Below are 25,432 nucleotides of genomic sequence, written 5' to 3'. Positions count from 1 at the left end.
TCCGGAGGGCGCTTCGGTCCTAGGGAAAGCAGCTGGTCAGCGCCTCACGGGCACTGACTTAGGCCGTTCCTGTCCACGGATAGTCCAGAGTCAGCCGACAACCTCTTGAGGAGTTCGATCACGGACCGGCCCTGTCACCTATCAGTGTGGCGCACCGGCTGCGCTTGGCTGTGGGGATACACTGGCGTTCATCACCGTTGATGTCACGTGAGGTGCTTGCTGCAGCGCCGCTGTGAAGTTGTTGAATATGCCGGGCGGGAACGACGTCACGCCCAACCTCTCCATGCCTGCCCAAGCTGACTGCCCCTTTTGATGACAAACACGAACTCGTTCTTGGACGGCGGAAGCGTCGAGGGCAGCGTCATCAGCCTCTAGGCGGCAAGCTCCCTGCTGATCCGCTCGCGCAGTGCCGCGATGACCCGCTCTCTCTCCGGTGCCGCGTACTTCTTGATCAAGCGCGTCGAGAGGCGCTTGATGCCGTGGTGGTCCGCCATACCTCCGTGTGCAATCCCCGTGGTTCTGGTCGCTCCATACGGGCTTCTGCAAGAGACGCGCGGCATGCTGTTTGCATCCGCAGCGGTTGCTGCGGCACTACGAGTCCCATTTTGGAAAAATGGGACAAATTGGGCGGCCATGCTTGCAGACAGTTGAGTCCTGTTACAGGCTTCCCCGTGAGGGGCTACGCTGGGCTCTCTCGGGAGCGTACGGGATGAGAGTTTAATGGTGGCGACATTGGTGAGGCCAGGCGTGGGTGAACTGCAAAATCGAGATGAGCTGTACCGAGAAATGATTCTGGCTCCACTTCGTAAGTGCGCTGACTATCTTCCCAAGATGGGGGGAGAGGGGGAGGTGGACCTCGATGGTTTCACGCACATATATGGCGTGGATCCTCTCTATCACTGGATGGGATTCGATTCTCCTCTAATGTTCGCTGCACATAAGGCGGCAGGGGGAATGACCTCTATCTATCGCCAGCTGGGCATTGGATGTGAAAGGCTTTTCCGGCGCGTCTTGCGTGACCAGTTTTCTCTCACGGAAGAACAAGTGACATGGTCATACGAAATTATTTCCGATGGTGAACCTGAAGACGCCGGCAAGTCGGTTAAACCGCGTATACTGTCGCTTGATGGCCGTGTGAATGTCGACGACGTGCAAGACGCGGCTGCCGCAGCCCGAGTTAGAGCATGGATAGACCGTCAGAGGGAGGAACTTGACATTTCCGCCCCACTCAAGGGTGCAGTCTTTGAGGTACGACAAGGGTATAAGTCCGCAGATTCTAAGCGTCAGAACGCCGACTTGGCTAACGCGGCGCAAGCGCTGGGGCACGGCTATCTGCCAGTGCTCACCATTATGAGTACTCAGATCAACCATGCCGTACGTGCCCGATATGCCACTGGCAACTGGTCTGTGCTCATGGGAACCGTAAGTGCGGATGATTCTTTGCATAGCACCTTCGACTTTATGCACCAAGTGGTCGGTTATGATCTGCGGGCATTTTTTGAACGCAACACAGAGACCCTTCGTGCCAGCATGGAAGACATCCTGTCCGCTCTCCTGGAGGCCAAGTGAGTACATCGGTCGATCGCGCTGCGCTGGCTCGTAACGAACACATGACGTTCCGAGCAAACATGGGAGTGGGGCGCCACGGTTGGCTTCGACTTACTCCGGCCTATGGCGTCCGACTGGTTAGGGACCGCATTTCCCCTCTGCCTGAGGGAAGCGTGATCACCGACCCATTCTCCGGGACGGGAACGACCCCCCTTGCTGCAGCTGAATTGGGGCATTATGGTCAATCTGTTGATGTCAATCCCTTCCTGATTTGGCTCGGAAGGGTTAAGACGGCCCACTATTCTTCAGCGACCCTTATTGCTGCCGTCGAGGCTGCTCAAGAAGTCGTGGCGTCGGCTCAGGCACACCACCGAGACGATAATTTGTGGCAGCCTAACCTGTTCAAGATCGAAAAATGGTGGAGTCCTGGGGCGCTTCATGCTCTGAAGGCCCTTAGGGCATCAATCGATCGGTATGAAGGGCAGGTCAAGGACCTGCTTGAGATCTCCCTCTGCCGCTCCTTGATCTCAGTTTCGAATGCGGCTTTCGATCATCAATCCATGTCCTTTAAGGACGGCTCAGGTGAGCCGGCCTTGTTTGAAATGGATGACGCCACGCAGGCGTTCAGCACCTTCAGTAGTGAAATGTCGTCGATCATCGAGTCTGCTCGCTATGACTTGCTTGGCTCGGCTTCCATCCACGAGGGAGATTCGCGCGTCGGTGTCCAAGGTCTAAAGGAAGCGGACCTTGTTCTGACCTCGCCCCCCTACGTAAATCGCATGTCATACATTAGGGAACTGCGGCCTTACATGTACTGGCTTCGATATTTGGATCTAGCTAGCGATGCTGGGGATCTTGACTGGCGGGCTATTGGCGGGACGTGGGGCACGGCGACGTCAAAGCTGAAAACCTGGTCTCCTATGACAGAGACACCCGTCGATGATGCTATTCGCACGGTTTGTGCGCGCATTGCGGAAGATGGCGGAAAGAATGGTCCTCTGCTTGCAAGCTACGTCCATAAGTACCATCACGACATGTGGCTCCACTTCCAATCGATCACTCCTGTTGTAAAGCAGGGTGGATCAGTGTCCTATATTGTCGGTAATAGCACCTTCTATGGGCATGAGGTGCCCGCGCATGAGTGGTATGCGGATATGCTTAAAGAGCTCGGCTACTGCGACGTCAAGATTGTTACTATTCGGAAGCGCAATAGCAACAAGGCGCTATTTGAATACGATGTGACAGGAGGTCGTCCTTGAACGTGGTAAAGGAAAGCCGGATGGCTGGAGTGGCTTTGCTTCAAGACGGCGACGTATGGGTGGTCATGGTGAAGGGGGATGAGGTGATACGTACCCGAGTTGAGAGCCTGGCCCTCATTATGTACGACGAGGAGCGCGCGGCCAATGACCCTGCAAAGGAAAGGCGCGCGCGGGAGCGAGCGCACTATGAAATGCAGGCTGTCCGTAGCGATTCCTTCGCTAGACGTGCGGCTAACGCACGCAAAAGTGGTGGACGGGGCGGACGGGGAGGTGTGTAATCGAGGTGTCCGAAGCGCGGCGCCCGTTGGTCTGCCTCGATGCCCTGGCCAGCCTGGCTGTCGCAAAAAACCGTCGCAGCAGGTTCATGTGCTTGATGTAGCTCATGATTCCTCGTGTGTCATCGGACACCGGCCTCACTGGCCAGTAGGAACGGCAGATGTTGTCGGCTTCCAGCGGCGTCAGGTTGGCCAGTGTCCGCTTCGACGCAGCGAGTTGGCTATGTAACGGTCACCTCTGATCAGTCGCAGTCGCGGCAGATCGGCTGGCCGTTCTCCTCTCGCGCTCGCTGGCTGCGGTGGTGTACCAGGAAGCAGCTCATACAAGTGAACTCATCTTGCTGCTTTGGCAGTACCCGGACGGCCAGTTCTTCATTCGAGAGGTCGGCGCCTGGTAGCTCCAGGCCCTCTGCGGCATCGAACTCATCAATGTCCACCGTTGAGATCGACTTGTCGTTGCGCCGAGACTTCAGCTCTTCGATGCTGTCTTCGTTGAGGTCGTCATCGGTCTTGCGTGGGGTGTCGTAGTCCGTTGCCATGCTGTCTCCCCCTATGGGTAGTGATCGATCCTGTCCAACGCGGTAACGCTTGAGAAGCCAGGCTTGTGCCCGATCCGAGGCGAGGATTTGCGGGAAGTTGAGCGGCCGGCGTATCCGCATGCTCGCCGAGTGGTGACTCAGCGTGTTCGTAGGTCACGGTTGTCGGCGTACCGGAAGCCGAATACGCGCGACAGACAGCCGGATCACGTGATTCCCTCGCCTGGGCACTGATGTGGCCGGTGCGGGTGGATGCTTCGGGCCCGGGCCACCAGCCGTCGGCCCGTCTCATACCGGACGTAGCCGACCGCCCCAGCCACGACGTGTTCTGAACTCGTGCACTGTGTGCCTGCCTCTTGGGCGGGAGCGGGTGGGTGGCGGTGCCGAGCGGGGCGGAGACATGAGCGCGGGCGCCGCCGGCCGCCCGCGCTCGCCCGGAGGAGCGAAGCGACGACGGGTGCTTGAACCAGTAGGGAGAGTTTGAATCACGCTCGTACTGCTGGTCGTTGATGCTGCTCCTGTGCCCGGTGGCTGCTGGCTCGTGGTGTAGAACCCTGGGTATGGGGAGTGAACGGCGCGAGCGGATGAGGGTGCTTGGGGCGCGTCTTCGGGCTCTGCGTGCGGATGCCGGTCTGACGGGTGCTGCTCTGGCGCAGCGGGCCGGTGTAGGTCAGCCGACGGTCTCCAAGGTGGAGAACGGGCGTATGGTCCCGAGCTTTGATGTGCTGGACCGGCTGTCTCGGGCGCTCGGGCTCGACGAGTCGACCGCCGGGGAGGTCCGCGAGTTGCTGGCCGCGGTTGAGGCTGCGGTGGTGACCGGCCCTGAGCCCGAAGAGAACGTCTCCGCGAGCCTCGTCGTGGATGAGGCGGTCCGCGGGGCTCGGCTGGTGCGCTCCTTTCAGTGTGTGGTCCTGCCGGCCATGCTTCAGAGCGCCGAGTATGCCCGGTACGTCTTCCTGGCTTCGCCGGGCCTGGACGCTGCGGCGGTGGGCCGGGCCGTTGCTGCTCGCGTGGACCGACAGAGCCTGTTGTACGAGCCGGGGCGCGAGTCGGTGTTCGTGTTGACGGAAGCGGTGTTGCGGACGTGGCCGGGGGCGCCGTCGCTGATGCTCGCCCAGCTCGATCGACTGTTGGCCGTCGAGAGCCTGGACACGGTACGGCTCGGGGTCATCCCGTGGCGTCGACCGGTGCCGGTGCTGCCTCGTCACGGCTTCACGCTCTGCGACCGGCGGGCCGTTGTGATTGAGGGGTTCCCCGGTGAGCGGGTCTCGACCGAGGCGGATGACCTCGCCTTCCATGAGGAGATGTTCAGCCGCTTCGAGGGCGCGGCCGTCTTCGGCGGTGAGGCGCGGGACCTACTGGTGCAGGTGATGAAGGAGTTCCGCGAGATGACAGCCACCGTCACCCAGTAGAGGAATAATTCCTCTACATGCCTGGATCGACGTTGATCGTGGGAATACTCTGCTTCTCGTGCTGTCTAGCCCTCTAGACGAGGAGTCTTCCTGTGCTCACCAAGTGGGGTCGTGCCTTCCCTGGCCTGCCTGAACAAGTTGCCGAAGCTCGCCACTTCGTGGCCGGGTTACTCCGGGAGTGGGGCCGCGTCGACGAGGCGGCTCTGATCGTCGGGGAGCTGGCGGCCAACGCCGTACGTCACACGCTGAGCGGCAAGGCCGGCGGCTGGTTCCTCGTGGTCGTCGGCTTCGGTGCGGACTTCGTGCGGATCGAGGTGATCGACCAGGGCGGCGACGGTGTACCCACGATGCGGGATGCGAGCAGCCTGGAAGAGGGCGGCCGCGGGTTGATGCTGGTGGCGGCCTGTGCGAAGGACTGGGGTGCCAAGGTGCTGCCGCAGGGTTCTTCGGTGTGGGCGGACCTGGTGCGGGAGGAGGCGTGAACGCGCCCGGCCTGCCCTGCCTCGGCCCTCTCACGGGCGGCGGGGGGTGACCCCTTGTGGGGTACCCCGGCGTCGGTCTGGCCTCTATGCGGTAGGCGTCCGGTCGGGACGGCGACTCCCGCCCGTTTCGTCTAGGGGCCTAGACTCGTGGCTGAGGCAAGGAGGTGAGGGCATGTCGGACGAGTTGCAGCGGATCATGGCGATCGATGATCCGTACCTGCTCCTGCGTGAGGTCACGACCCGATTGGCCGAGGCGCAACAGGAGGTCACCGAACTCGCTCGGCTGCGGCGCCGTGTGGTGCAGGACCTCCACGCACAAGGGCTGTCGTACGCGCAGATCGCGGCGAAGGCCGGCCTCAGCCGCGGGCGCATCCACCAGATCCGCCACACCGGCCCGGCTCCCGAGGGAGCGTTCCTCGGGTCGGGTGCCGTCACGGTCGCTACTCCGCTGCGACGGGACGACGAACGGGGACGCACGGTCGTCGCGGTGGACGACGTCAGTTCCGGCAAGCGGCTGGAAGACCTGGCGCGGTCGTACGGGCTCGACGTCACCTCCGAGCACGTGCCGGTGAGCGGAGAGATCGACCTGAACCGCGACGGCCTGGTCGTCGTCTGCGACCCGCGCATGTCTCAGGACATGTGGAACACCTACGCCCAGGATCCCGTGTTGCGCTGGGAGAAGGCGGAAGACGGGCCCTGGACGGTCGTGGACCGGCTCACCGGGACCATGTACCGGTCGGGGCAGGACAGTGATCCGGCCCGGCCGTACGACGTCGGTTATCTCGGCCGGCTGCCGCGCCCGGACGGCAAGGGCTCGCTTCTCGCCATCGCCGGTATCCACACGCAAGGCTCCCTCGGCGTGGTCCAGTTGTTGGCCTCCGAACTCAACTCCCTGTGGGGGCAGGTGGGAGATCGCCGGTTCTCCACGCTGGTGGGCGTCGAGTACGACCCGGAGACCAGTGAGCCGCGGTCCGTCGAACTGGTCTGCCCGCTCTATCGGCACGACGAGGAGACGGCAGGGTGAGGTCCGCCCTCGGCGCCTCGCCGTCCGCGCTGGGCAGTGAGAACGAGGACTTCGCCGCTGGCCGCCTCCGGCGCCGCCGTACTCCTCGACGGTGCCGGCGTAGCGGGCGCGGAAACCGGGTGCGTGCACGGCGTCGCCTGGTTCTCCGGAACGCTGGGAGCGCTGCTGCTCCACACTCTCACCGCGCGCCCGGCCTGGTCGCTCGCCGAATGTCTGGCCGACTCCCTCCGCGTCGTCCGCTCGCTTCACGAGGGCGTCTGCGACCTGGAGTACCGGGCCAGTCCGACCAGTACAGTCGTCGCCGTCCGAGCCCGTGACGGGGCGCTCGAACACCTCGTACTCACTGCTCCTCGCGGAACGAGACGGACACTCCTCCGTGGTCACTGACCGGCGGCTGGACGAGGTCGGCGCGCGGCTTCGCGGGGCGGTCGACGAACTGCCCACCGGTTCCCCGGAACACGCCGCCGCACTGGCCGAGTACCGGGACGCGCTGACGTCTCTCCGGAACCGGCCGGATGGTTTCTGGATCGCCGGCCCCGATCCGCTCGCGGCCGAGCATGCGCTGACCGGCACGGTAGCGCTGGACTCCCTGGCCTCTGTGACGCTGCTGAGCGACGGGGCGACGCGCCTGGTGGACCGCTTCGGACTCGCCTCGTGGGACGAGGCTCTGGCCGTCCTCGACTCCGCCGGACCGGACGAGTTGATCCGTCGGACCCGTGAAGCGGAGGACAGTGATCCCGACGGCCGGCGCTGGCCTCGGGGCAAGGCGCACGACGACGCCACAGTCCTGCACTGGGCGCTCTCGTAGAGCACGGGTCGTCTCGCCGACTCGACACTCGTATACCCCCCTAGACAGTTGCCGAGGTGCCGCGTTACGGTAATCGTCAACCCCCCTAGACAGTTGGGTGGGTTGCTCCCCGTGCTGTCTAGGGGGGTATTCAGCTCGGCTCGGCGTCCAGAACGGGCGCCCGATCAAGTGAGGTTCACAGAATGCGTGTCATCCCCGTGGACACTTCGTCCGCCACTCTGCTGGTCACGAAGCTGCCCGAGGTCAAGGTGAGGGACCGGCAGACCGGTGAGGTGGCCGTGGACCCGGTGACCAACGACCGGCTCATGGTCCTGGAGCTGGTGTTCATCGCCGCGGGCGGCTCGGACATGATCAAGGTCACCGTCCCCGAGAAGGGCATCGGCGAGGGCCTGGTCATGGGCGCTCCGGTCTTCCTGTCCGGCCTGGTGGCACGGCCCTGGGAGAGCGAGTTCGGCGGCCGTGTCCGGCACGGCATCGCCTACCGTGCGGACGCCGTCATGGTCGGCACCCCGGCAACTGCGCAGGGCTGAGCGCCATGACCGATGCCCTGCGGGTTCTGGTACCGGCACTGCTGGCGGTGGCCGCGCTGGCCGCGATGCGCCGTCGCCTGCCGGTCCTGTTCTGGTGGCTGGTCGGGTACCCGGTCGTCGCGCTGCGGGTGCTCACCTCGTACCGGGCGACGATGGACGCCTGCGGCCTGACGGTTCCCGCTTCGGCCGTGCGCCGGGCCACCGCCCGGATGATGGGGCGGCAGGCGGCGCCCGTACCGCCTCGCCGGTCGCTGCCGCTGCCGACCGGGTCCGGACTCGTGATGCGGCTGCGCATGGCGGCCGGGCAGGCGCCCGAGGACTTCACCGCCTCGGCCGACCGGCTGCGGCATGCCTGGGGCGCGCACGCCGTGCACGTCCGGCCCACCAAGCCGGGGCGGCTGGAGCTGCGGCTGGTCGGCTGGGACGTCCTCGCCGACGTCCGACCCGCTCGGCGCTGGCTGCGTACCGAACCGCTGTCCCTGCCGCTGGCGCTGCGCGAAGACGGGCACTGGCACGTCCGGGACTTCCGCACCGTGCCGCACGAACTGATCCTCGGCGCCACCCAGTCCGGCAAGTCCGTGTACCTGCGCAATCTGCTGTGCGGACTGGCTGGCCAACCCGTCGCGCTCGTCGGCATCGACTGCAAATGGGGCGTCGAACTGGCACCGTTCGCGCCCCGGTTGTCGGCGCTCGCCGATACGCCGGACCGTGCGAACGACCTCCTGGAGGTCTTGTTGGAGGAGATGGAGGCGCGGTTCCGCCTGATCGGCGTGACGAGCGGGGCCGGTCCGGGCACCGTGCTCACCTCGGACGTCTGGGGCCTGTCGAAAAAGGTGCGGCCGGTGCCGGTCGTGGTCGTCGTCGACGAGGTCGCCGAACTCTTCCTCGCGGCGAGCAAAGAGGACGAGAAGCGGCGGGACGCCATGGTCACCAAGCTCATCCGCCTCGCCCAACTCGGCCGCGCGGCCGGCATCTACCTGGAGGTGTGCGGACAGCGCTTCGGCGCCGAACTCGGCAAGGGCGCGACCATGCTGCGCGCCCAGCTGACCGGCCGAGTCTGCCACCGGGTCAACGACGAGACCTCCGCCAACATGGCGCTCGGAGACATCGCGCCGGAAGCCGCCTTGGCCGCCACCTCCATCCCGGCCGAACGGCCCGGCATCGCCATCGCCGGCGACTCCTCCGGCGGCTGGTCCCGCGTCCGCTCGCCCCACCTCACCCTCGACGACGCGGCGGCCGTCTGCCGCGACACCGCCGCCCTTGTGCCGGAACTGCCCCGGCTCGATCCCTCCCGGTCCGTCGCCGCTGCCGAACCGGCCGGGCCGTCCTCTTCCACCGCTGCCGTTCCCACTGCTCGCCCGGTGACCGAGTAACCGCACTTCCATTCCCCACGGCCGGCGTGACCGCCTCGCGCCACGTCCCTACCCCTCCCATGCCCGGACCCGGAAGGAAGCCCCATGCCACGCCCCACCGTCGCCGAGGTGAGCGCGCTCATCGCGGACCTGGCCGTGCTCCGCCAGGACCGCACCTCCGCCGAGTACGTCGCGCTCATGGCCCGTAAGGCGGACCTGCTGGAGCGCATCGCCGCCCACACGCCCGGCGACGCGGATGCCGCCGAGGCGGCCCGCCTCGCCCGTGAACGCGCCGACGCGCTCAAGTCCGCCGACTGATCGCACGGAAGGGAACCCGAGCCGATGCGTGCCCACCTGGTCCGCGTGGACGCCGTGATCATTCAGGCCGTCATCGCAGGTGCCCTGTCCTTCTCGCACCTGCACGACCTCGCCGCGGCGGCCGGACAGAGCGGCTGGAAGGCGTGGGCCTACCCCGTGAGCGTCGACCTGCTGCTGGTCGCCGCCTGGCGCCGGATGCGCCAGCAGCAGCGGGCGGGACAGGCGACCGGCGGACCGCGGCTGTGGTTCCTGGTGGCCCTGACCGCATCCCTCGGCGCCAACGTCGCCACCGCCGGGCTCCTCGACCTGGATGACGTACCGGCCTGGCTCCGCGTGACGGTCGCGGGCTGGCCCGCCGTCGCCTTCTTCGGCGGCACGCTGCTGGCCCACGCACCGCACGCCCCGGAAACGCCGGCGACCCCGGCCCCCTCGGCAGCGGACACGCAAGCGGAGCCGCGCCCTGCTCCGGCTGCCGTCGACCAGCCCGACCGCGAGGCGCTTCCGGCGACCTCCACCGACCCCGAACCGGCTCCGGAGCCCACCACCGAACCGGCCGCCCCTCCGGCCGCGGTGACCGCTTCCGCCGCTCTGCCGCCCGTCCTCGTCGACCGCGTCCGGGCCCTGGCCGAGGAACATCGCTCGGCCACCGGCCGCCCCGCCGACCCCGACGCCGTACGCGCCCGGCTCGGCCTGCCCCCGTCCATGACTCCGTCCGTCGCCCCCCACCTCTGAGAGGAGCACCACCATGCACCGGCGCTTCCGCAACGTCCGCCGCATCGGCCCCGTCAACGTCGCCTCGTACGTCGACCGCGGCCGGAACCGTCACCTGGCCGCCTGCACCGCGCCCCGCTGCGACTTCTCCGCCGAGTACGACAGCCGCGCCGCCGCCGAACTCGCCGCCCGTACCCACCGCTGCCCGGCCTGACAGGAGAACACCGCCATGGACGTCCCCCTCTGGCTCGCCCTGCTCGTCGTCGGGGTCCTGGGCGTCAAGCTCATCCGCCCGCCCTGGTGGCTCGTCGCCGTCCTGCTCGTCGGCGGCTACCTCCTCGCCGACAGCCTGCTTGCTCCCGTCATCGACAGCTTCCTCAAGTGACCCGCGAAAGGAGAGCACTCATGTTCCGACCGAAGGTCCCGACCATGCCGCAGCCCACCGGCCTGACCGCCCCGCCCGCCGTCGTCGAACCGACCGCCCTCACGCCGGGCGTCCCGGCTTCGCCGCCGGCCTCCGTCGCCCCGGTCCCGGCCCGTCCGGCCCGCCCGGCCGCCCGACTCACGCCCGGTACCGCGCTCGCCCTTGTCGGCGGCGGTGCCTCCGCGGTTCTGGTCGTCGGTGCTGTCCTGGTCTCCATGCTCCTCGCCGTCGCCCTCACTGCCACGTCCGTGGCCGTGTGCGCAGTCGCCCTCCGCTCGGTCCTCAGCCGCCGCTGACCTCATCGCTCCATCGCACCCGGCCTGCCCATGCTGTCTAGCCCCCTGGACAGGTCGGGTGCGTGCACCGAACGCCCACCCCTTGCGAGGAGGAACCCGCACATGCGCTCTGCGGCTCCCACCGGAGCCATCCGCCAGCTGGCAGCGCTCGCCCGGCACGGCGACCTCGGCGCCTACGCCCACCAGATCCAGCGTCTCGGCGGCTGCGAGCAACCGGTACGAATGGAGGGCCACCGGCTCGACGTCCACGCCGCAACCGGTGAGATCGTCCGCGAGATCACCGACCGCGACCTTCCGGCCGGACAGCTCCTCATCCGCTGCAACAACCGCCGCGCCACCCGGTGCGCCGCCTGCGCCGAGATCTACCGCAAGGACACCTTCCACCTGATCACGGCCGGACTGAGCGGCGGCAAGGGCATCGGTCCGGCCGTCGCCGAACATCCGCGGGTCTTCGCCACTTTCACTGCTCCATCCTTCGGCCCCGTCCACAACCGCCCCGGCGGTGGCCGGTGTCGCTGCGGACGCCTCCACCCGGACGACGACCCCGCCCTCGGCACACCCCTGGACCCCGACCGCTACGACTACCGCGCGGCCGTCCTGTGGAACGCGCACGCCGGAGCCCTGTGGGGCCGCTTCACCACCTACCTGCGCCAGCACCTCGCCTCCCGCGCGGGCGTCAGCCGCTCGGCGCTGCGCCACTGCCTCAAGGTCTCCTACGCCAAGGTCGCCGAGTACCAGCGGCGCGGCGCCGTCCACTTCCATGCCGTCATCCGCCTCGACGGTCCGGACGGCGCCGAGGACGCCCCGCCGGCCTGGGCCACCACCGAACTGCTCACCGACGCGATCCGCTCCGCGGCCCGCCTCGCTGAGGCACCCGGCCCCGTCCTCGACGACCACGTGTACGCCTTCCGCTTCGGCGAGCAGCTCGACATCCGCCCCATCCGTTCGGCCGACTTCGCGGGCACCTCGGAACTGTCCAGCCGCGCCGTGGCCGCCTACATCGCCAAGTACGCCACCAAGGGCGCCGAGGCCGCGGGCACCCTGGACCGCCCCATCCGCAACCCGATCACCGACCTGATCGGCTCCGGCGTCACCGACCACGCCCGGCGCATGATCCTCACCTGCTGGCACCTCGGCGCCCGGCCCGAACTCGAAGACCTGCGCCTGCGCAAGTGGGCCCACATGCTCGGCTTCCGCGGCCACTTCTCCACCAAGTCCCGCGCCTACTCCGTCACCCTCGGCGCCCTCCGCCAGGAGCGCGCCGACCACAACGAAGCCCTGGCCCGCGAACGCGCGGCCGAGTCCGGCCACCCGCTGCCCGACCCGGACACCGTCCTCGTCCTCTCCCACTGGGTCTTCGCCGGCACCGGCCTCACCGCCGCAGAACACCTCATCGCTCACGGCATCCCCTCGCCCGTAGCCCCGACGGACGACGACACGGAAGGAGAACCAGCGTGGAGCACCGACACGACGAACTGATGACCGTCCCGCAAGTCCTCGCGGAGCTGGGTGGTGTGTCCCGCCGTACCTTCTACCGGTGGCGCGAACTGGGGCAGGGGCCCGCTGCGTTCAAGCTGCCCAACGGGGAGCTCCGGATATGGCGGAGTGACTTCACCGCCTGGCTGCGGCAGTTGGAGGCGGCGGCGTGAAGTCCCTCGATGTGAAGGTGTGGGGCGTCCGTAAGCGAGACACCAAGACGCCCTCATACGGGGTTCGCTGGTCTGTTGCGGGCAACGTCTTCTCGGAGTCTTTCCGGACCAAGGCGCTTGCCGACCATTACCGCGCGAAGCTCATGCGTGCGATGCGCGACGGCGAGGAGTTCGACACGAAGTCGGGTCTTCCCGCCTCGATGGAAGAGAAGAAGTCGGCCGTGTCGTGGTACGCCTTCGCTCTCAAGTACCTCGCCATGAAGTGGCCCCATGCCGCCCCCAACACGCGGGACGGCATCAACGAATCTCTCACCAGCGTGACGCTGGAGCTCCTCGACGAGCGTCCCGGGCGGCCGTCCGACGAGGCGATCCGCAAAGCACTGCGCAACTGGGCCTTCGTGCTGCCGGGACCTGACGAACGGGAAGTACCGGACGATGTGCGGAACATTCTCCACTGGGTGGCCAAGGCGTCCCGGCCGCTCACCGATCTCGCTGAGCCTGCCACGGCCCGCGCGGTCCTCGACTCGCTGAAGCTCAAGCTCGACGGCACGGCGGCAGCGGCGGAAACCGTGCGGCGTAAGCGCCGGACGCTCGTCAACGCCGCGAACTACGCCGTCGACCTGGGGGAGCTGCGGGAGAATCCCATTACGGCTATCCGCTGGCAGAAGCCGAAGGTGTCCAACCAGGTCGATCCGCGGGTGGTCGCCAACCCGGAGCAGGCCCGGAACCTTCTGACGGCGGTTTCCTACATAGGTGGGTACCGGCGTGCCCGTGGTCGTCGCCTCGTGGGGTTGTTCGCCGCCATGTACTTCGGCGGCCTCCGGCCGGCGGAAGCGGTCGGCCTCGTCGAGACGGACCTGAGCCTTCCCGAGCAGGGTTGGGGCTCGGCACTGCTTCACCGGACCCGCCCGTCGGTGGGCAAGCAGTGGACCGACTCGGGGGAGACCCACGATGACCGCGGGCTCAAGAACCGGCCGAGTGAGGACGTTCGGCGCGTGCCCATCCCGCCCCAGCTCGTCGCGGTGCTCCGCGAGCATCTGGCCACCTTCGGCACGGCGGACGACGGACGGCTCTTCTTCACCGAGAAGGGTTCGGTCGTCCCGTCCTCGACCTACTACCGCGTGTGGCAGGAAGCCCGGCTCCTCGCGCTTCCGCCGGCCGTTGCGGCCTCGCCGCTCGCGAGTCGGCCGTACGACCTCCGCCACTCGGCGCTGTCGACGTGGCTCAACGCCGGTGTCGACCCGACCGAGGTGGCCGAGCGCGCCGGCAACAGCGTCGAGGTGCTGCTGACCCGCTACGCGAAGTGCCTCGACGGACGGCAGGACGTCGCCAACCGGCGCATCGAGGACCTGCTCCGCGAGTACGAGTGAGACACCCCACACTCACACTGAGGCCCCAGGCGTACCGCCTGGGGCCTCAGTCGTTTCGTGTCCCACCTGCGGCGGTGCTTCATTTGGAAAAGGTGGGCTCGGCCGTGCTGCTTTCCCTGCGGTCTTGTGGTCTTCTTTCGCTTGCTGCTGGCATGTCGGCAACGTCAACGCGAGAGCACAGGGGGCCTTGTGGAGCTGCGCGTCACGCGGTGGAAGCGGTACGGACATGATCGCCTGTACGCCAACCTGCCCGATGGCACCGCGGTCGGTTGGGCGGACGTCACCACAGGGGACATCACGGTCTTGCGGGCCGAGTGCCACGATGACGTGATCGCGGTGCTCACCCAGAACCTCCAGAAGCTCATGGAGTCGGTCCTGCCAGACAGGACGCCGGGAGCTACAGCGCGTCCGACGCTGCCCCCACTGACACCGGCGGATGATCTGGCCGTGAACCTTCCCGGGGCCTCCTTGCGTGATCTGCTCGATGAATCCGGCCCGGGACTGATGGAGCGAGTGATCTCGCGGGTTCTTCGGCGACCCACGGAGTGGGACTCCTGGCGGAAGGGGTTGGCGGGGGAACGGCGAGTGGGAGCCGAGCTGAACCGCTTAGGGCGCCACGGTTGGCGTGTCCTGCACTCCATCCCCTTGGCCAACAAAGTGGACATCGATCACTTACTGATCGGGCCTGGTGGGGTGTTCAGCATCAATACGAAGCATCACCACAAGAGGGCCGTATGGGTCGGGGATGATTCCGTGAAAGTCGATCACGGGAAACCGGCACCCTACGCACGCAAGAGCCGGGCGGAGGCCAACCGAGTCGTCCGAGTGCTTGAGCGCTACTGCGACTTCCCGGTACCGGTGGAGCCGGTGCTCGTCTTCGTCGGCGTCTCCGAGCTGAAGGTGGTTGCTACGCAGCTCAGTGTCCGGGTCTACGAGGAGCGCCAAGTAGCGGCACTCGCTCCGCTCTCAGGCGTGCTCACGGCCGACCAGGTGGAGCAGGTGTACAGCGTCGCTCGTCATCGTCAGGCTTGGGCCCAGGCCTGAGCCAGTGGCCCAGTGTAGTGCTGGCAGTCCTCGTAGACCCTGCCGGTGGCCCCCATGGCGTGACGATTCGTACCGGGCGGGGCTGGCCGGCGTTGGTGCGGCCTCGCCCTTTCTTGGACCTCACCTGCGGCGATGCTGCAAGATCCCGTCCACGCCTCGTCCACAGACCCCGACATGCAGCCGCTCCGGGCCGCACACGCCTGCACATACGCGAAGACCCCGACCTCAGCGTTTCCGCTGGTGACGGGGTCTTTAGGCACCTCATGCAGGGTGCCCCCGGCAGGATTCGAACCTGCGCACACGGCTCCGGAGGCCGTTGCTCTATCCCCTGAGCTACGGGGGCGTGTCGGGCGCTTCTCGCGGCGACGGGTAGAACATTACCAGCTCCGGCGGGGTGGTCATGAACGGGTTTCCGGCAGGCCGGCGCGGGAGTGCGGTCGTATGCCGCGTCGGCGGGCTGGGGCCGGGGTGTCGGCCGGGGCCGGGGCGTCGGGGGCGGGCCGGGGAAGGGCGGCGTCAGCCTGGTGGCCGGCGGGTCGCTCGCACGGGGCGGAAGTGGGGAAAACCCGGACGCGGTGGCCGGTGCGGACCTACTCTCGAGTTGTGCCAGGCGCTTCCGGCCGGGTGCTTGTTGTGGACGACAACAAGGTCATCCGGCAGTTGATCAGGGTCAATCTCGAACTGGAGGGCTTCGAGGTCGTGACCGCGGCCGACGGTGCCGAGTGTCTGGATGTCGTCCACCAAGTGCGGCCCGACGCGGTCACCCTCGATGTCGTCATGCCCAGGCTGGACGGGCTCAGGACCGCGGCCCGGCTGCGGGCCGATCCCCGGACGCGGGATCTTCCCGTCGTCATCGTCAGCGCGTGCACCCAGTACGAGGTCGACACCGGCCTCGATGTCGGTGTCGACGCCTTTCTCACCAAGCCCTTCGAGCCGACGGAGCTCGTGCGGCTCGTGCGGCAGTTGGTCGAGGGACGGCACGATGCGGACGGGCCGGTGTGCGGTCCGGTGCGGGGTGGGCGGAGCGGTCCGGCCCCGGGGGACGTCCTCGGGAGCGGCGGGCCGGGTGGCGAGGGTGAGAGGAGCGGGTTCCCCGAGCAGGGGAGCGACTTCCCCGAGCGCGCCGGGCAGGCCGGCGCCTGAGCCGGCGCCCGGAGCCGCGCCCGCCCGCCGCAGTCGCCGGCTGTGCCAGAGCGGCGCGGCCGACGGTTCCGCCCGGTGACCGCACTTGTCGTCCGCCGGGGCGGCGCGGCCCGTGGTTCCGCTCGATGGCCGCCCCCTCGTCCACCAGGGGTGCAGCCGGCGGTCCTGCACGGCGGCCGCCCCCGTCGTCCGTCGGGATGGTGCAGCCCGTGGTCCCGCTCGATGGCCGCCCCCTCGTCCACCAGGGGCGCAGCCGGCGGTCCTGCCCGGCGGCCGCCCCCGTCGTCCGCCGGGTCGTCCGTATGCCGGACGCTCGCGCAAACCGGTTCGCTTGCTCACCCCCCTCCTCCCCTACGCTTGTCCCGTGACCCCCGTCGAGCTCTCCCGCACCGTGCTGCGCGCGGTGCGTCGCGCTGTCGACGAGGGGGAGCTGAGCGTCACCGTTCCTGCGCGAGCCGTCGTCACGCCTCCCGGGCCCGGTGGCTGCGGTGACTACGCCACCAACATCGCCCTCCAGCTCGCCCGTCCCGCCGGGCAGCCGCCCCGGCGCGTCGCCGAGATCCTCCGGCCGCGTCTCGCCGGGGCCGACGGCATCGCCGACGTCGTGGTCACCGGGCCCGGATTCCTCAACATCAGCCTCCGGCGGACCGCGCCCGTCGCCCTGGTCGAGGAGATCCTGCGGCGCGGGGTCCGGTACGGGCACGCCGACGGCCCGCCCGGTCCCGGGAGCGGGCAGCGCGCCCACGGCGGCGGTCCCGGCCGGGCCGCCGCGGCAGCCAGGGCCGTGCAGCTCAGCTGCCCCCGCGAGGTCCGCGCCCTCGTCGTCGCGGACGCCGCCGCCCGCATCCTCCGCTCCCAGGGCTTTTCCGTCCGCGTCACCTGCGACGACCGTCCCGAGCCGGAGTGGGAGGCCTTCCTCGGCGTCCACGTCGACGCCCACGGCGCCCTGGCCCCGGCGGCTCCGCCCGGCGGCGCCGCCGAGGACGTACGCCCGGTCCCCGCCCCCGCCGACCCGCTCGTCCTGGGCCGCGACGCCGCCCGCTGGGCCCTGCTCCACCCCGCCCCGCACGACCGGCCCCGCCTCACCGACGCGCACCTCGTGCAGCGCGAGAGCAACCCCCTCTTCCGCGTCCGGTACGCGCACGCCCGGACCCGCGCGCTCCTCCGCAACGCCGCCGACCTCGGCTTCGGGCCCGAGCCCGGCCCTCCGACCGGCCCGGCCGCCCGCCTCCTCCCCGCCCTGGCCGACCACCCCCGCGCCCTGGCCGCCGCCGCCCGGCACCGCGGCCCCGATCGCCTCGCCCGGCACCTCGTCACCGTCGCCGACGCCCTTCTGCCCCTCCTGCCCAGCGTGCTCCCGCGCGGTGCGGAGAAACCCTCGGCCGCCCACCGTGCCCGGCTCGCCCTCGCCGAAGCCGCCGGGACGGTGCTGGCCGGCGGCCTGTCCCTGCTCGGCATCCACGCACCCGACCACCTCTGAGAGAGCACGCCAGAAATGAGCCGTTCCGCGCACCCCGCCGGGCCCCGCCACGCCGATGTCCTCCCCGAGGGGCACTACGCCGCGCCGCCCGCCGACCTCAACGCCCTCGACGCGAAGGTGTGGGCCCGCACCGTCGGCCGTGACGCCGACGGCGTCGTCACCGTCGGCGGCGTCGACGTGAAGACGCTCGCCGAGGAGTTCGGCACCCCCGCCTACATCCTCGACGAGGACGACTTCCGGGCCCGGGCCCGGGCCTGGCGCACCGCCTTCGGGGCCGACGCCGACGTCTTCTACGCGGGCAAGGCGTTCCTGTCCCGGGCCGTCGTGCGGTGGCTGGACGAGGAGGGACTCAACCTCGACGTCTGCTCCGGCGGCGAGCTGGCCACCGCCCTGTCCGCGGGCATGTCCGCCGACCGGATCGCCTTCCACGGCAACAACAAGTCGGCGCAGGAGATCGAGCGGGCCGTCCGCGCCGGCGTCGGGCGGATCGTCCTCGACTCCTTCCAGGAGATCGTCCGCGTCGCCCACATCGCGCAGTCCCTGGGCAAGCGGCAGAAGGTCCAGATCCGCATCACCGTCGGGGTCGAGGCCCACACGCACGAGTTCATCGCCACCGCCCACGAGGACCAGAAGTTCGGGATCCCGCTCGCCGGCGGGCAGGCCGCCGAGGCCGTGCGGCGGGCGCTGCAGCTCGACGGGCTGGAACTCGTCGGGATCCACTCCCACATCGGGTCGCAGATCTTCGACATGTCCGGGTTCGAGGTCGCCGCCCACCGCGTCGTCGGGCTGCTGAAGGCCGTCCGGGACGAGCACGGGATCGAGCTGCCCGAGATCGACCTCGGGGGCGGGCTCGGGATCGCGTACACCAGTGACGACGATCCGCGCGAGCCGCACGAGATCGCCAAGGCGCTCACCGAGATCGTCACCCGCGAGTGCGAGGCCGCCCGGCTGCGCACCCCGCGGATCTCCGTCGAACCCGGGCGGGCCATCGTCGGGCCCACCGCCTTCACGCTCTACGAGGTCGGCACCGTCAAGCCGCTCGACGGGCTGCGCACCTACGTCTCCGTCGACGGGGGCATGTCGGACAACATCCGGACCGCCCTGTACGACGCCGAGTACAGCGTCGCCCTGGTCTCCCGCGCCTCCGACGCCGAGCCGATGCTGGTGCGGGTCGTCGGCAAGCACTGCGAGAGCGGCGACATCGTGGTGCGGGACGCGTTCCTGCCGGCCGACCTGGCGCCGGGCGACCTGATCGCGGTGCCGGCCACCGGCGCGTACTGCCGTTCCATGGCCAGCAACTACAACCACGTCCTGCGGCCGCCCGTCGTCGCGGTGCGGGACGGGGAGGCGCGGGCGATCGTCCGCCGCGAGACGGAGGAGGACCTGCTCCGCCTCGACGTCGGGTGAGCGGGGGAGAAGAGATCCGGAGCTTCGGGGCTGGAAGATCTTCGGTCTTCCAGCTCCGCGGAGATGAAATCGATGTCTCACGATCCGGACGAGGGGCAGAAAGTCCCGTCCGGTGAGTGAGACTGAGGGCACCGTAGAAGGTATGAGGAAACGAGGTCGGATGATGCGTACGCGTCCGCTGAAGGTGGCGCTGCTGGGCTGTGGAGTGGTCGGCTCAGAGGTGGCACGCATCATGACGACGCACGCCGACGACCTCGCCGCCAGAATCGGCGCCCCGGTGGAACTCGCGGGCGTGGCCGTGCGGCGGCCCAGCAAGGTCCGGCAGGGCATCGACCCCGCCCTCGTCACCACCGACGCCACCGCGCTCGTCAAACGCGGGGACATCGACGTCGTGGTCGAGGTGATCGGGGGGATCGAGCCCGCGCGGACGCTGATCACCACCGCCCTGGAGCACGGCGCCTCCGTCGTCTCCGCCAACAAGGCCCTCCTCGCCCAGGACGGGGCCGCCCTGCACGCCGCCGCCGAGGAGCACGGCCAGGACCTCTACTACGAGGCCGCCGTCGCCGGCGCCATCCCGCTGATCCGGCCGCTGCGCGAGTCCCTCGCCGGCGACAAGATCAACCGGGTGATGGGCATCGTCAACGGGACGACCAACTTCATCCTCGACAAGATGGACTCCACGGGGGCCGGATACCAGGAGGCGCTCGACGAGGCCACCGCCCTGGGGTACGCGGAGGCCGACCCGACCGCCGACGTCGAGGGCTTCGACGCCGCCGCCAAGGCCGCCATCCTCGCCGGGATCGCCTTCCACACGCGCGTGCGCCTCGACGACGTCCACCGCGAGGGCATGACCGAGGTCACCGCCGCCGACTTCGCCTCCGCCAAGGAGATGGGCTGCACCATCAAGCTGCTCGCCATCTGCGAGCGGACCGCGGACGGGCAGTCGGTCACCGCGCGCGTGCATCCCGCGATGATCCCGCTGAGCCATCCGCTGGCGAGCGTCCGCGGCGCCTACAACGCCGTCTTCGTCGAGTCGGACGCCGCCGGGCAGCTCATGTTCTACGGCCCCGGCGCCGGCGGTTCCCCGACCGCCTCCGCCGTGCTCGGCGACCTGGTCGCCGTCTGCCGCAACCGGCTCAGCGGCGCGACCGGGCCGGGCGAGTCGGCGTACGCCGCACTGCCCGTCTCCCCGATGGGCGACGTCGTCACGCGCTACCACATCAGCCTGGACGTGGCCGACAAACCGGGCGTCCTCGCCCAGGTGGCCACCGTGTTCGCCGAGCACGGCGTGTCGATCGACACCGTCCGCCAGCAGGGCAGGAACCAGAGCAGTGGCGACGCGGTCGCCGTCGACCAGGACGGCGAGGCCTCCCTCGTCGTCGTCACCCACCGCGCGTCCGACGCCGCCCTGAGCGGGACCGTCGAGGCGCTGCGCAAGCTCGACACCGTGCGGGGTGTCGCCAGCATGATGCGGGTTGAAGGAGAGTAACCAGCAATGACCCACCAGTGGCGCGGAATCATCGAGGAGTACCGGGACCGGCTGCCGGTCTCCGACACCACGCCGGTCGTGACGCTCCGCGAGGGCGGCACGCCCCTCGTGCCCGCGCAGGTGCTCTCCGAGCGCACCGGCTGCGAGGTCCACCTCAAGGTCGAGGGCGCGAATCCGACGGGGTCCTTCAAGGACCGCGGCATGACCATGGCCATCACCAGGGCCAAGGAGGAGGGGGCCCGGGCGGTCATCTGCGCCTCCACCGGCAACACCTCCGCCAGCGCGGCCGCGTACGCCGTGCGGGCCGGGATGGTCTCCGCCGTGCTCGTGCCGCAGGGCAAGATCGCGCTCGGCAAGATGGGCCAGGCCCTCGTGCACGGCGCGAAGATCCTCCAGGTCGACGGCAACTTCGACGACTGCCTCACGCTCGCGCGCGCGCTGAGCGAGAACTACCCCGTGGCACTGGTCAATTCGGTCAACCCGGTGCGCATCGAGGGGCAGAAGACGGCCGCCTTCGAAATCGTGGACATGCTCGGCGACGCCCCCGACATCCACGTCCTGCCGGTCGGCAACGCGGGCAACATCACGGCCTACTGGAAGGGTTACCGGGAGTACGCCGCCGACGGCGTCGCCACCGGCACCCCCCGCATGTGGGGCTTCCAGGCCTCCGGCAGCGCCCCGATCGTGCGCGGCGAGGTCGTCAAGGACCCGTCGACCATCGCCACCGCCATCCGCATCGGCAACCCGGCCTCCTGGCAGTTCGCGCTCGCGGCGCGGGACGAATCCGGCGGCCTCATCGACGAGGTGACGGACCGTGAGATCCTGCGTGCCTACCGCCTGTTGGCCGCGCAGGAGGGCGTCTTCGTCGAGCCGGCCTCGGCCGCTTCCGTCGCCGGCCTGCTGAAGGCCGCCGAGCAGGGCAAGGTCGACCCGGGGCAGCGCATCGTCTGCACCGTCACCGGCAACGGCCTGAAGGACCCCGACTGGGCCGTCGCCGGCGCCCCGCAGCCGGTCACCGTCCCGGTCGACGCGGCGACGGCGGCCGAGCGCCTCGGCCTGGTGTGAGCGAGCCGGTACGACGAGGGCCTCGGTTCCGCACGAGCGGGCGTAAGAGGACGCGTACCCGGGGACATTCCCTATGGCGGATGCACAGGGGGCTTACGACACGCATCGTGCGCCTCCTGTGCGCCCTATGTCGCCACAGAACCTTCCTTCGATAGGCTGTACCGAACCCGCCCGCCGCATATGCCACGCATACGGCACGGGCCGCGCCGTCTTTGTGGCCCGGAAGCGGGCGGCCGGCAGCGGCCCCGGGTTCTCGTACGCCGTCGAATGCCATTCGACCCTCACGCAGCTCAAGGAGAGTCATCGAGCGATGGCCGGTCCAGCGTTCCGCGCCGCCGCCGTCCGGGTGCGCGTCCCCGCCACCAGCGCCAACCTCGGCCCGGGCTTCGACGCCCTCGGCCTCGCGCTGGGGCTGTACGACGACGTGGTCGTCCGGGTGGCCGACTCCGGGCTGCACATCGACATCGCGGGCGAGGGCAGCGAGACGCTCCCGCGGGACGAGCGTCACCTTCTCGTCCGCTCCCTGCGCACCGCCTTCGATTCCCTGGGCGGGCAGCCGCGCGGCCTGGAGATCGTTTGCGCCAATCGCATTCCGCACGGCCGTGGCCTCGGCTCCTCCTCCGCCGCGATCTGTGCCGGCATCGTCGCCGCCCGCGCCGTGACCATAGGCGGCGAGGCCCGGCTCGACGACGCCGCGCTGCTCGAGCTCGCCACCGAGATCGAGGGCCACCCGGACAACGTCGCGGCCTGCCTGCTGGGCGGCTTCACCCTGTCCTGGATGGAGGCCGGCGCGGCCCGGGCGATCAGGATGGAGCCCGCCGATTCCATCGTTCCGGTGGTTTTCGTCCCCGGAAAACCGGTGCTGACGGAGACGGCCCGCGGCCTGCTCCCGCGCACCGTGCCGCACGTCGACGCCGCGGTCAACGCCGGCCGCGCCGCCCTGCTCGTGGAGGCCCTGACCAGGCGTCCCGAGCTGCTGCTGCCGGCCACCGAGGACCGCCTCCACCAGGAGTACCGCGCCCCGGCCATGCCGGAGAGCGCGGCGCTGGTGGAGCGGCTGCGGGCGGACGGCATCCCCGCGGTGATCTCCGGTGCCGGACCCACGGTCATGGCGCTGGCCGACGCGGGCACCGCCGACAAGGTCGAGGCCCTCGCGGGCGAGGACTGGGCCGCGAACCGGCTGAGCCTCGATCTGCAGGGCGCGAGCGTGCTGCCGCTCGCGCCCTGACACCCGGTTGCCGGATTTGGAGAGGGGGAATGTTTGTTGGATCCGGTAGTGTTAACCTCAAGTCTGCACCCGACCCCACCATGGCGAGGTGCCTCGTGTCCCCGTCCGGGACAGACATTCTTCCGGGAGCTCCCCAAGCCGCACTGTGTTCCGTACGTCGCACGCGGGCAGTACGCCGTACATGGACACCGAGCGGGCTGACGGGCACGCTCCGGAACCGGTGCGACCACGCCGAGTGACACAGACACTGGGTGCCACGGCTCAAGGAAGCGCCATCACCAGATATTTCCTCCGCCGCTCAGGCGGAACACCGCCCCGGCACGGTCCACACAGCAAGGACCGAAGCCGGACAGCACAACCGGTCGCCGAGCCAGACAGGCCGACGTCCGCTCCAGGGAAGGACCCTTCGTGAGCGACACCACCGATCTGATGGGCGCACGTGTCGAGGAGACCGCTGCCGCGCCCGCCACGGACGCTTCCGCGCCTGCCACCGGTGCCGGCTCCCGGCGGCGCCGCGGTACCGGCCTCGAGGGCATGGTGCTGGCCGAGCTGCAGCAGGTCGCATCCGGCCTCGGCATCAGGGGCACCGCGCGCATGCGCAAGAGCCAGCTGATCGAGGTCATCAAGGAGGCGCAGGCCGGCGGCGCCCCCCAGGCCGCTTCCGCGGCCGGGGGAAGCGCCGCCCCGGCCGCCAAGGCCGAGGCCGCCGAGACCAAGCCGAAGCGCCGCGCCACCTCCCGCACCCGTACGGGCGACGAGGCCCCCGCCGCCGAGAAGGCCGCGAAGAAGGCCGACCAGGCCGTCGAGGCCCCCGCCGACAAGGCCGCGGCCCAGCAGCAGATCGAGATCCCGGGCCAGCCCTCCCCCAAGCTCTCCGAGCAGGGCGCCACCTCCGGTGACGACGCCCCCGCCGAGCGCCGCCGTCGCCGCGCCACCGCCGAGGCCGGCGCCCCCGAGACGGTCGCCGCCGAGGCGAAGAGCGAGCCGAGGGCCGAGACGCCCGCGCAGCCGCAGCAGGGCGAGACCCGGTCCGACGCCGGCGACGGCGGCGAGGGCCGCCGCCGCGACCGCCGCGAGCGCGGCCGGGACCGCGACCGCCGCAGCAAGGGCGACGACCAGCAGCAGAACCAGGGCGGCCAGCAGCGCCAGCAGCCGAGCCAGCAGGGCGGCGGCCGGCCGGACCGCCAGCAGGACGACGACGACTTCGAGGGCGGCCGCCGGGGCCGTCGTGGCCGCTACCGCGACCGCCGGGGCCGCCGCGGCCGCGACGACATGGCCTCCGAGCCGCAGATCACCGAGGACGACGTCCTGATCCCGGTCGCGGGCATCCTCGACATCCTCGACAACTACGCCTTCATCCGGACCTCCGGCTACCTGCCCGGCCCGAACGACGTGTACGTCTCCCTCGCCCAGGTCCGCAAGAACGGCCTGCGCAAGGGCGACCACATCACCGGCGCCGTGCGCCAGCCCAAGGAGGGCGAGCGCCGCGAGAAGTTCAACGCGCTGGTGCGCCTGGACTCCGTCAACGGCATGGCGCCCGAACACGGCCGCGGCCGCCCGGAGTTCAACAAGCTCACCCCGCTGTACCCGCAGGACCGGCTCCGCCTGGAGACCGACCCGGGCGTGCTGACCACGCGGATCATCGACCTGGTGTCGCCGATCGGCAAGGGCCAGCGCGGGCTGATCGTGGCCCCGCCGAAGACCGGCAAGACCATGATCATGCAGGCGATCGCCAACGCGATCACCCACAACAACCCCGAGTGCCACCTGATGGTCGTCCTCGTCGACGAGCGTCCGGAAGAGGTCACCGACATGCAGCGGTCGGTCAAGGGCGAGGTCATCTCCTCGACCTTCGACCGCCCGGCCGAGGACCACACCACGGTCGCCGAGCTCGCCATCGAGCGCGCCAAGCGCCTGGTGGAGCTGGGTCACGACGTCGTCGTCCTGCTGGACTCGATCACGCGTCTGGGCCGGGCGTACAACCTCGCCGCCCCGGCCTCCGGCCGCATCCTGTCCGGTGGTGTCGACTCGACCGCCCTGTACCCGCCGAAGCGCTTCTTCGGCGCGGCCCGCAACATCGAGGACGGCGGCTCGCTGACCATCCTCGCCACCGCCCTGGTGGACACCGGGTCCCGCATGGACGAGGTGATCTTCGAGGAGTTCAAGGGCACCGGCAACATGGAGCTCAAGCTCGACCGGAAGCTCGCCGACAAGCGCATCTTCCCGGCCGTCGACGTCGACGCGTCCGGTACGCGCAAGGAGGAGATCCTGCTCGGCGCCGAGGAGCTGGGCATCGTCTGGAAGCTGCGCCGGGTGCTGCACGCGCTCGACCAGCAGCAGGCGATCGAACTGCTCCTCGACAAGATGAAGCAGACCAAGTCGAACGTCGAGTTCCTGATGCAGATCCAGAAGACGACCCCGGCGCCGGGCAACGGCGACTGAGGCACCCGCGTCCTCCGAAGCGTCGCAAGGGCCGCTCCCGCCACGGGGGCGGCCTTTGTGCTGCCCGGGCCGGTGTACGATCACGCCCTTCGGACTTTCTTTCGAACTTGATGTTCGAATGTTCGGTCTTCCGAACTTCT

At 69.3% G+C, this 25,432-nt stretch carries 25 protein-coding genes, 1 tRNA gene and 1 pseudogene; 24 read left to right on the top strand and 3 right to left on the bottom strand.

The genetic code is table 11. The annotated features are described in order from the left end of the window. Positions 1-371: 371 nt before the first annotated feature. Complete coding sequence (locus tag ABD363_RS15390) at positions 372-494, bottom strand: hypothetical protein (RefSeq protein ID WP_344603660.1); 123 nt, start codon at positions 492-494, stop codon at positions 372-374. 253 nt (positions 495-747) lie between these two features. Here ABD363_RS15390 and ABD363_RS15385 point away from each other — a divergent pair, with 253 nt between their 5' ends. Next, positions 748-1,569 (top strand): hypothetical protein, encoded by an 822-nt coding sequence (locus tag ABD363_RS15385; protein WP_344603658.1) that lies wholly within the window; start codon positions 748-750, stop codon positions 1,567-1,569. A 152-nt stretch (positions 1,570-1,721) separates the two neighbouring features. Continuing rightward, positions 1,722-2,807, top strand: coding sequence for a TRM11 family methyltransferase (locus ABD363_RS15380; protein ID WP_344603656.1), 1,086 nt, complete (start codon positions 1,722-1,724; stop codon positions 2,805-2,807). Positions 2,808-3,324: 517 nt separating this feature from the next. Here ABD363_RS15380 and ABD363_RS15375 read toward each other — a convergent pair. Beyond that, entirely contained in the window at positions 3,325-3,621 is a 297-nt protein-coding gene (locus ABD363_RS15375) for a DUF4193 domain-containing protein (RefSeq protein ID WP_344603654.1), read from the bottom strand. Between the two features lie 557 nt (positions 3,622-4,178). Between ABD363_RS15375 and ABD363_RS15370 the strand changes: the two genes are divergently transcribed. From ABD363_RS15370 to ABD363_RS15300, 15 genes and pseudogenes are all read left to right on the top strand, one after another. After that, on the top strand, positions 4,179-5,030 hold the full coding sequence (locus ABD363_RS15370) for a helix-turn-helix domain-containing protein (RefSeq protein ID WP_344603715.1): 852 nt from the start codon (positions 4,179-4,181) through the stop codon (positions 5,028-5,030). Between the two features lie 92 nt (positions 5,031-5,122). Continuing rightward, on the top strand, positions 5,123-5,512 hold the full coding sequence (locus ABD363_RS15365) for an ATP-binding protein (protein ID WP_344603652.1): 390 nt from the start codon (positions 5,123-5,125) through the stop codon (positions 5,510-5,512). Between the two features lie 172 nt (positions 5,513-5,684). After that, positions 5,685-6,536 (top strand): sigma-70 family RNA polymerase sigma factor, encoded by an 852-nt coding sequence (locus ABD363_RS15360; protein ID WP_344603650.1) that lies wholly within the window; start codon positions 5,685-5,687, stop codon positions 6,534-6,536. Continuing rightward, a pseudogene (locus ABD363_RS15355) lies at positions 6,533-7,344 on the top strand (integrase). Before ABD363_RS15360 ends, ABD363_RS15355 begins: the two are co-directional and overlap by 4 nt. A gap of 182 nt (positions 7,345-7,526) precedes the next feature. Further along, a complete protein-coding gene (locus tag ABD363_RS15350) occupies positions 7,527-7,874 on the top strand; it encodes an SCO3933 family regulatory protein (protein ID WP_344603648.1) in 348 nt (115 codons plus the stop codon). A gap of 5 nt (positions 7,875-7,879) precedes the next feature. Further along, on the top strand, positions 7,880-9,247 hold the full coding sequence (locus ABD363_RS15345; protein WP_344603647.1) for an FtsK/SpoIIIE domain-containing protein: 1,368 nt from the start codon (positions 7,880-7,882) through the stop codon (positions 9,245-9,247). 84 nt (positions 9,248-9,331) lie between these two features. Next, on the top strand, positions 9,332-9,544 hold the full coding sequence (locus ABD363_RS15340; protein ID WP_344603645.1) for a hypothetical protein: 213 nt from the start codon (positions 9,332-9,334) through the stop codon (positions 9,542-9,544). A gap of 24 nt (positions 9,545-9,568) precedes the next feature. Beyond that, positions 9,569-10,276 carry a DUF2637 domain-containing protein gene (locus ABD363_RS15335; protein WP_344603643.1) on the top strand — a complete coding sequence of 236 codons (708 nt, stop codon included), beginning with the start codon at positions 9,569-9,571 and terminating at the stop codon, positions 10,274-10,276. Between the two features lie 13 nt (positions 10,277-10,289). Further along, entirely contained in the window at positions 10,290-10,469 is a 180-nt protein-coding gene (locus tag ABD363_RS15330; protein ID WP_344603641.1) for a mobile element transfer protein, read from the top strand. 15 nt (positions 10,470-10,484) lie between these two features. Beyond that, the gene (locus tag ABD363_RS15325; RefSeq protein ID WP_344603639.1) at positions 10,485-10,640 is read left to right on the top strand and encodes a hypothetical protein; all 156 of its coding nucleotides are present in this window, start codon (positions 10,485-10,487) and stop codon (positions 10,638-10,640) included. A 20-nt stretch (positions 10,641-10,660) separates the two neighbouring features. Continuing rightward, positions 10,661-10,975, top strand: coding sequence for a SpdD-like protein (locus ABD363_RS15320; RefSeq protein ID WP_344603637.1), 315 nt, complete (start codon positions 10,661-10,663; stop codon positions 10,973-10,975). Between the two features lie 102 nt (positions 10,976-11,077). Continuing rightward, positions 11,078-12,454 (top strand): replication initiator, encoded by a 1,377-nt coding sequence (locus tag ABD363_RS15315; RefSeq protein WP_344603635.1) that lies wholly within the window; start codon positions 11,078-11,080, stop codon positions 12,452-12,454. After that, positions 12,454-12,624, top strand: a complete 171-nt coding sequence (locus ABD363_RS15310) for a helix-turn-helix transcriptional regulator (RefSeq protein WP_344603713.1) — start codon at positions 12,454-12,456, stop codon at positions 12,622-12,624. Before ABD363_RS15315 ends, ABD363_RS15310 begins: the two co-directional genes overlap by 1 nt. Further along, on the top strand, positions 12,621-13,994 hold the full coding sequence (locus ABD363_RS15305) for a tyrosine-type recombinase/integrase (protein ID WP_344603633.1): 1,374 nt from the start codon (positions 12,621-12,623) through the stop codon (positions 13,992-13,994). The genes ABD363_RS15310 and ABD363_RS15305 overlap by 4 nt, the downstream gene beginning before the upstream one ends. A 189-nt stretch (positions 13,995-14,183) precedes the next feature. Then, positions 14,184-15,038 carry a nuclease-related domain-containing protein gene (locus ABD363_RS15300; RefSeq protein ID WP_344603631.1) on the top strand — a complete coding sequence of 285 codons (855 nt, stop codon included), beginning with the start codon at positions 14,184-14,186 and terminating at the stop codon, positions 15,036-15,038. Between the two features lie 271 nt (positions 15,039-15,309). On the opposite strand, the gene ABD363_RS15295 is transcribed toward ABD363_RS15300, so the two are convergent. Beyond that, positions 15,310-15,381: transfer RNA gene (locus tag ABD363_RS15295), tRNA-Arg, on the bottom strand. A 239-nt stretch (positions 15,382-15,620) separates the two neighbouring features. Here ABD363_RS15295 and ABD363_RS15290 point away from each other — a divergent pair. The 7 genes from ABD363_RS15290 to rho all read left to right on the top strand — a co-directional run bounded on the left by ABD363_RS15290 (position 15,621) and on the right by rho (position 25,292). Continuing rightward, positions 15,621-16,181: a response regulator gene (locus ABD363_RS15290; protein ID WP_344603629.1), complete on the top strand. Its 561-nt coding sequence runs from the start codon at positions 15,621-15,623 to the stop codon at positions 16,179-16,181. Between the two features lie 364 nt (positions 16,182-16,545). Next, positions 16,546-17,661, top strand: a complete 1,116-nt coding sequence (gene nrtL, locus ABD363_RS15285; protein ID WP_344603627.1) for an ArgS-related anticodon-binding protein NrtL — start codon at positions 16,546-16,548, stop codon at positions 17,659-17,661. A 15-nt stretch (positions 17,662-17,676) separates the two neighbouring features. After that, the gene (gene lysA, locus ABD363_RS15280) at positions 17,677-19,068 is read left to right on the top strand and encodes a diaminopimelate decarboxylase (protein WP_344603625.1); all 1,392 of its coding nucleotides are present in this window, start codon (positions 17,677-17,679) and stop codon (positions 19,066-19,068) included. Positions 19,069-19,228: 160 nt separating this feature from the next. Beyond that, positions 19,229-20,557 (top strand): homoserine dehydrogenase, encoded by a 1,329-nt coding sequence (locus tag ABD363_RS15275; protein ID WP_344603623.1) that lies wholly within the window; start codon positions 19,229-19,231, stop codon positions 20,555-20,557. A gap of 6 nt (positions 20,558-20,563) precedes the next feature. Then, positions 20,564-21,622 carry a threonine synthase gene (gene thrC, locus ABD363_RS15270; RefSeq protein WP_344603621.1) on the top strand — a complete coding sequence of 353 codons (1,059 nt, stop codon included), beginning with the start codon at positions 20,564-20,566 and terminating at the stop codon, positions 21,620-21,622. A 310-nt stretch (positions 21,623-21,932) separates the two neighbouring features. Continuing rightward, positions 21,933-22,850, top strand: a complete 918-nt coding sequence (gene thrB / locus ABD363_RS15265) for a homoserine kinase (RefSeq protein ID WP_344603619.1) — start codon at positions 21,933-21,935, stop codon at positions 22,848-22,850. 408 nt (positions 22,851-23,258) lie between these two features. Beyond that, positions 23,259-25,292 (top strand): transcription termination factor Rho, encoded by a 2,034-nt coding sequence (gene rho / locus ABD363_RS15260; protein ID WP_344603617.1) that lies wholly within the window; start codon positions 23,259-23,261, stop codon positions 25,290-25,292. Positions 25,293-25,432 lie beyond the last annotated feature (140 nt).

Origin of the sequence: Streptomyces glaucus (assembly GCF_039533365.1) — a bacterium.
GTDB lineage: Bacteria > Actinomycetota > Actinomycetes > Streptomycetales > Streptomycetaceae > Streptomyces > Streptomyces glaucus.
The sequence above is the reverse complement of the archived record's forward strand: the minus strand, read 5'-3'. Positions and strand labels throughout refer to the sequence as shown.

Coding starts and splice junctions, on each gene's coding strand:
- ABD363_RS15345 (WP_344603647.1), top strand. CDS start 7,880: ATGACCGATGCCCTGCGGGTTCTGGTACCGGCACTGCTGGCGGTGGCC.
- ABD363_RS15390 (WP_344603660.1), bottom strand. CDS start 494: ATGGCGGACCACCACGGCATCAAGCGCCTCTCGACGCGCTTGATCAAG.
- lysA (WP_344603625.1), top strand. CDS start 17,677: ATGAGCCGTTCCGCGCACCCCGCCGGGCCCCGCCACGCCGATGTCCTC.
- ABD363_RS15335 (WP_344603643.1), top strand. CDS start 9,569: ATGCGTGCCCACCTGGTCCGCGTGGACGCCGTGATCATTCAGGCCGTC.
- ABD363_RS15350 (WP_344603648.1), top strand. CDS start 7,527: ATGCGTGTCATCCCCGTGGACACTTCGTCCGCCACTCTGCTGGTCACG.
- ABD363_RS15320 (WP_344603637.1), top strand. CDS start 10,661: ATGTTCCGACCGAAGGTCCCGACCATGCCGCAGCCCACCGGCCTGACC.
- ABD363_RS15310 (WP_344603713.1), top strand. CDS start 12,454: ATGACCGTCCCGCAAGTCCTCGCGGAGCTGGGTGGTGTGTCCCGCCGT.
- ABD363_RS15275 (WP_344603623.1), top strand. CDS start 19,229: ATGATGCGTACGCGTCCGCTGAAGGTGGCGCTGCTGGGCTGTGGAGTG.
- ABD363_RS15340 (WP_344603645.1), top strand. CDS start 9,332: ATGCCACGCCCCACCGTCGCCGAGGTGAGCGCGCTCATCGCGGACCTG.
- ABD363_RS15315 (WP_344603635.1), top strand. CDS start 11,078: ATGCGCTCTGCGGCTCCCACCGGAGCCATCCGCCAGCTGGCAGCGCTC.
- ABD363_RS15325 (WP_344603639.1), top strand. CDS start 10,485: ATGGACGTCCCCCTCTGGCTCGCCCTGCTCGTCGTCGGGGTCCTGGGC.
- thrB (WP_344603619.1), top strand. CDS start 21,933: ATGGCCGGTCCAGCGTTCCGCGCCGCCGCCGTCCGGGTGCGCGTCCCC.
- ABD363_RS15360 (WP_344603650.1), top strand. CDS start 5,685: ATGTCGGACGAGTTGCAGCGGATCATGGCGATCGATGATCCGTACCTG.
- ABD363_RS15370 (WP_344603715.1), top strand. CDS start 4,179: ATGGGGAGTGAACGGCGCGAGCGGATGAGGGTGCTTGGGGCGCGTCTT.
- ABD363_RS15375 (WP_344603654.1), bottom strand. CDS start 3,621: ATGGCAACGGACTACGACACCCCACGCAAGACCGATGACGACCTCAAC.
- thrC (WP_344603621.1), top strand. CDS start 20,564: ATGACCCACCAGTGGCGCGGAATCATCGAGGAGTACCGGGACCGGCTG.
- ABD363_RS15330 (WP_344603641.1), top strand. CDS start 10,290: ATGCACCGGCGCTTCCGCAACGTCCGCCGCATCGGCCCCGTCAACGTC.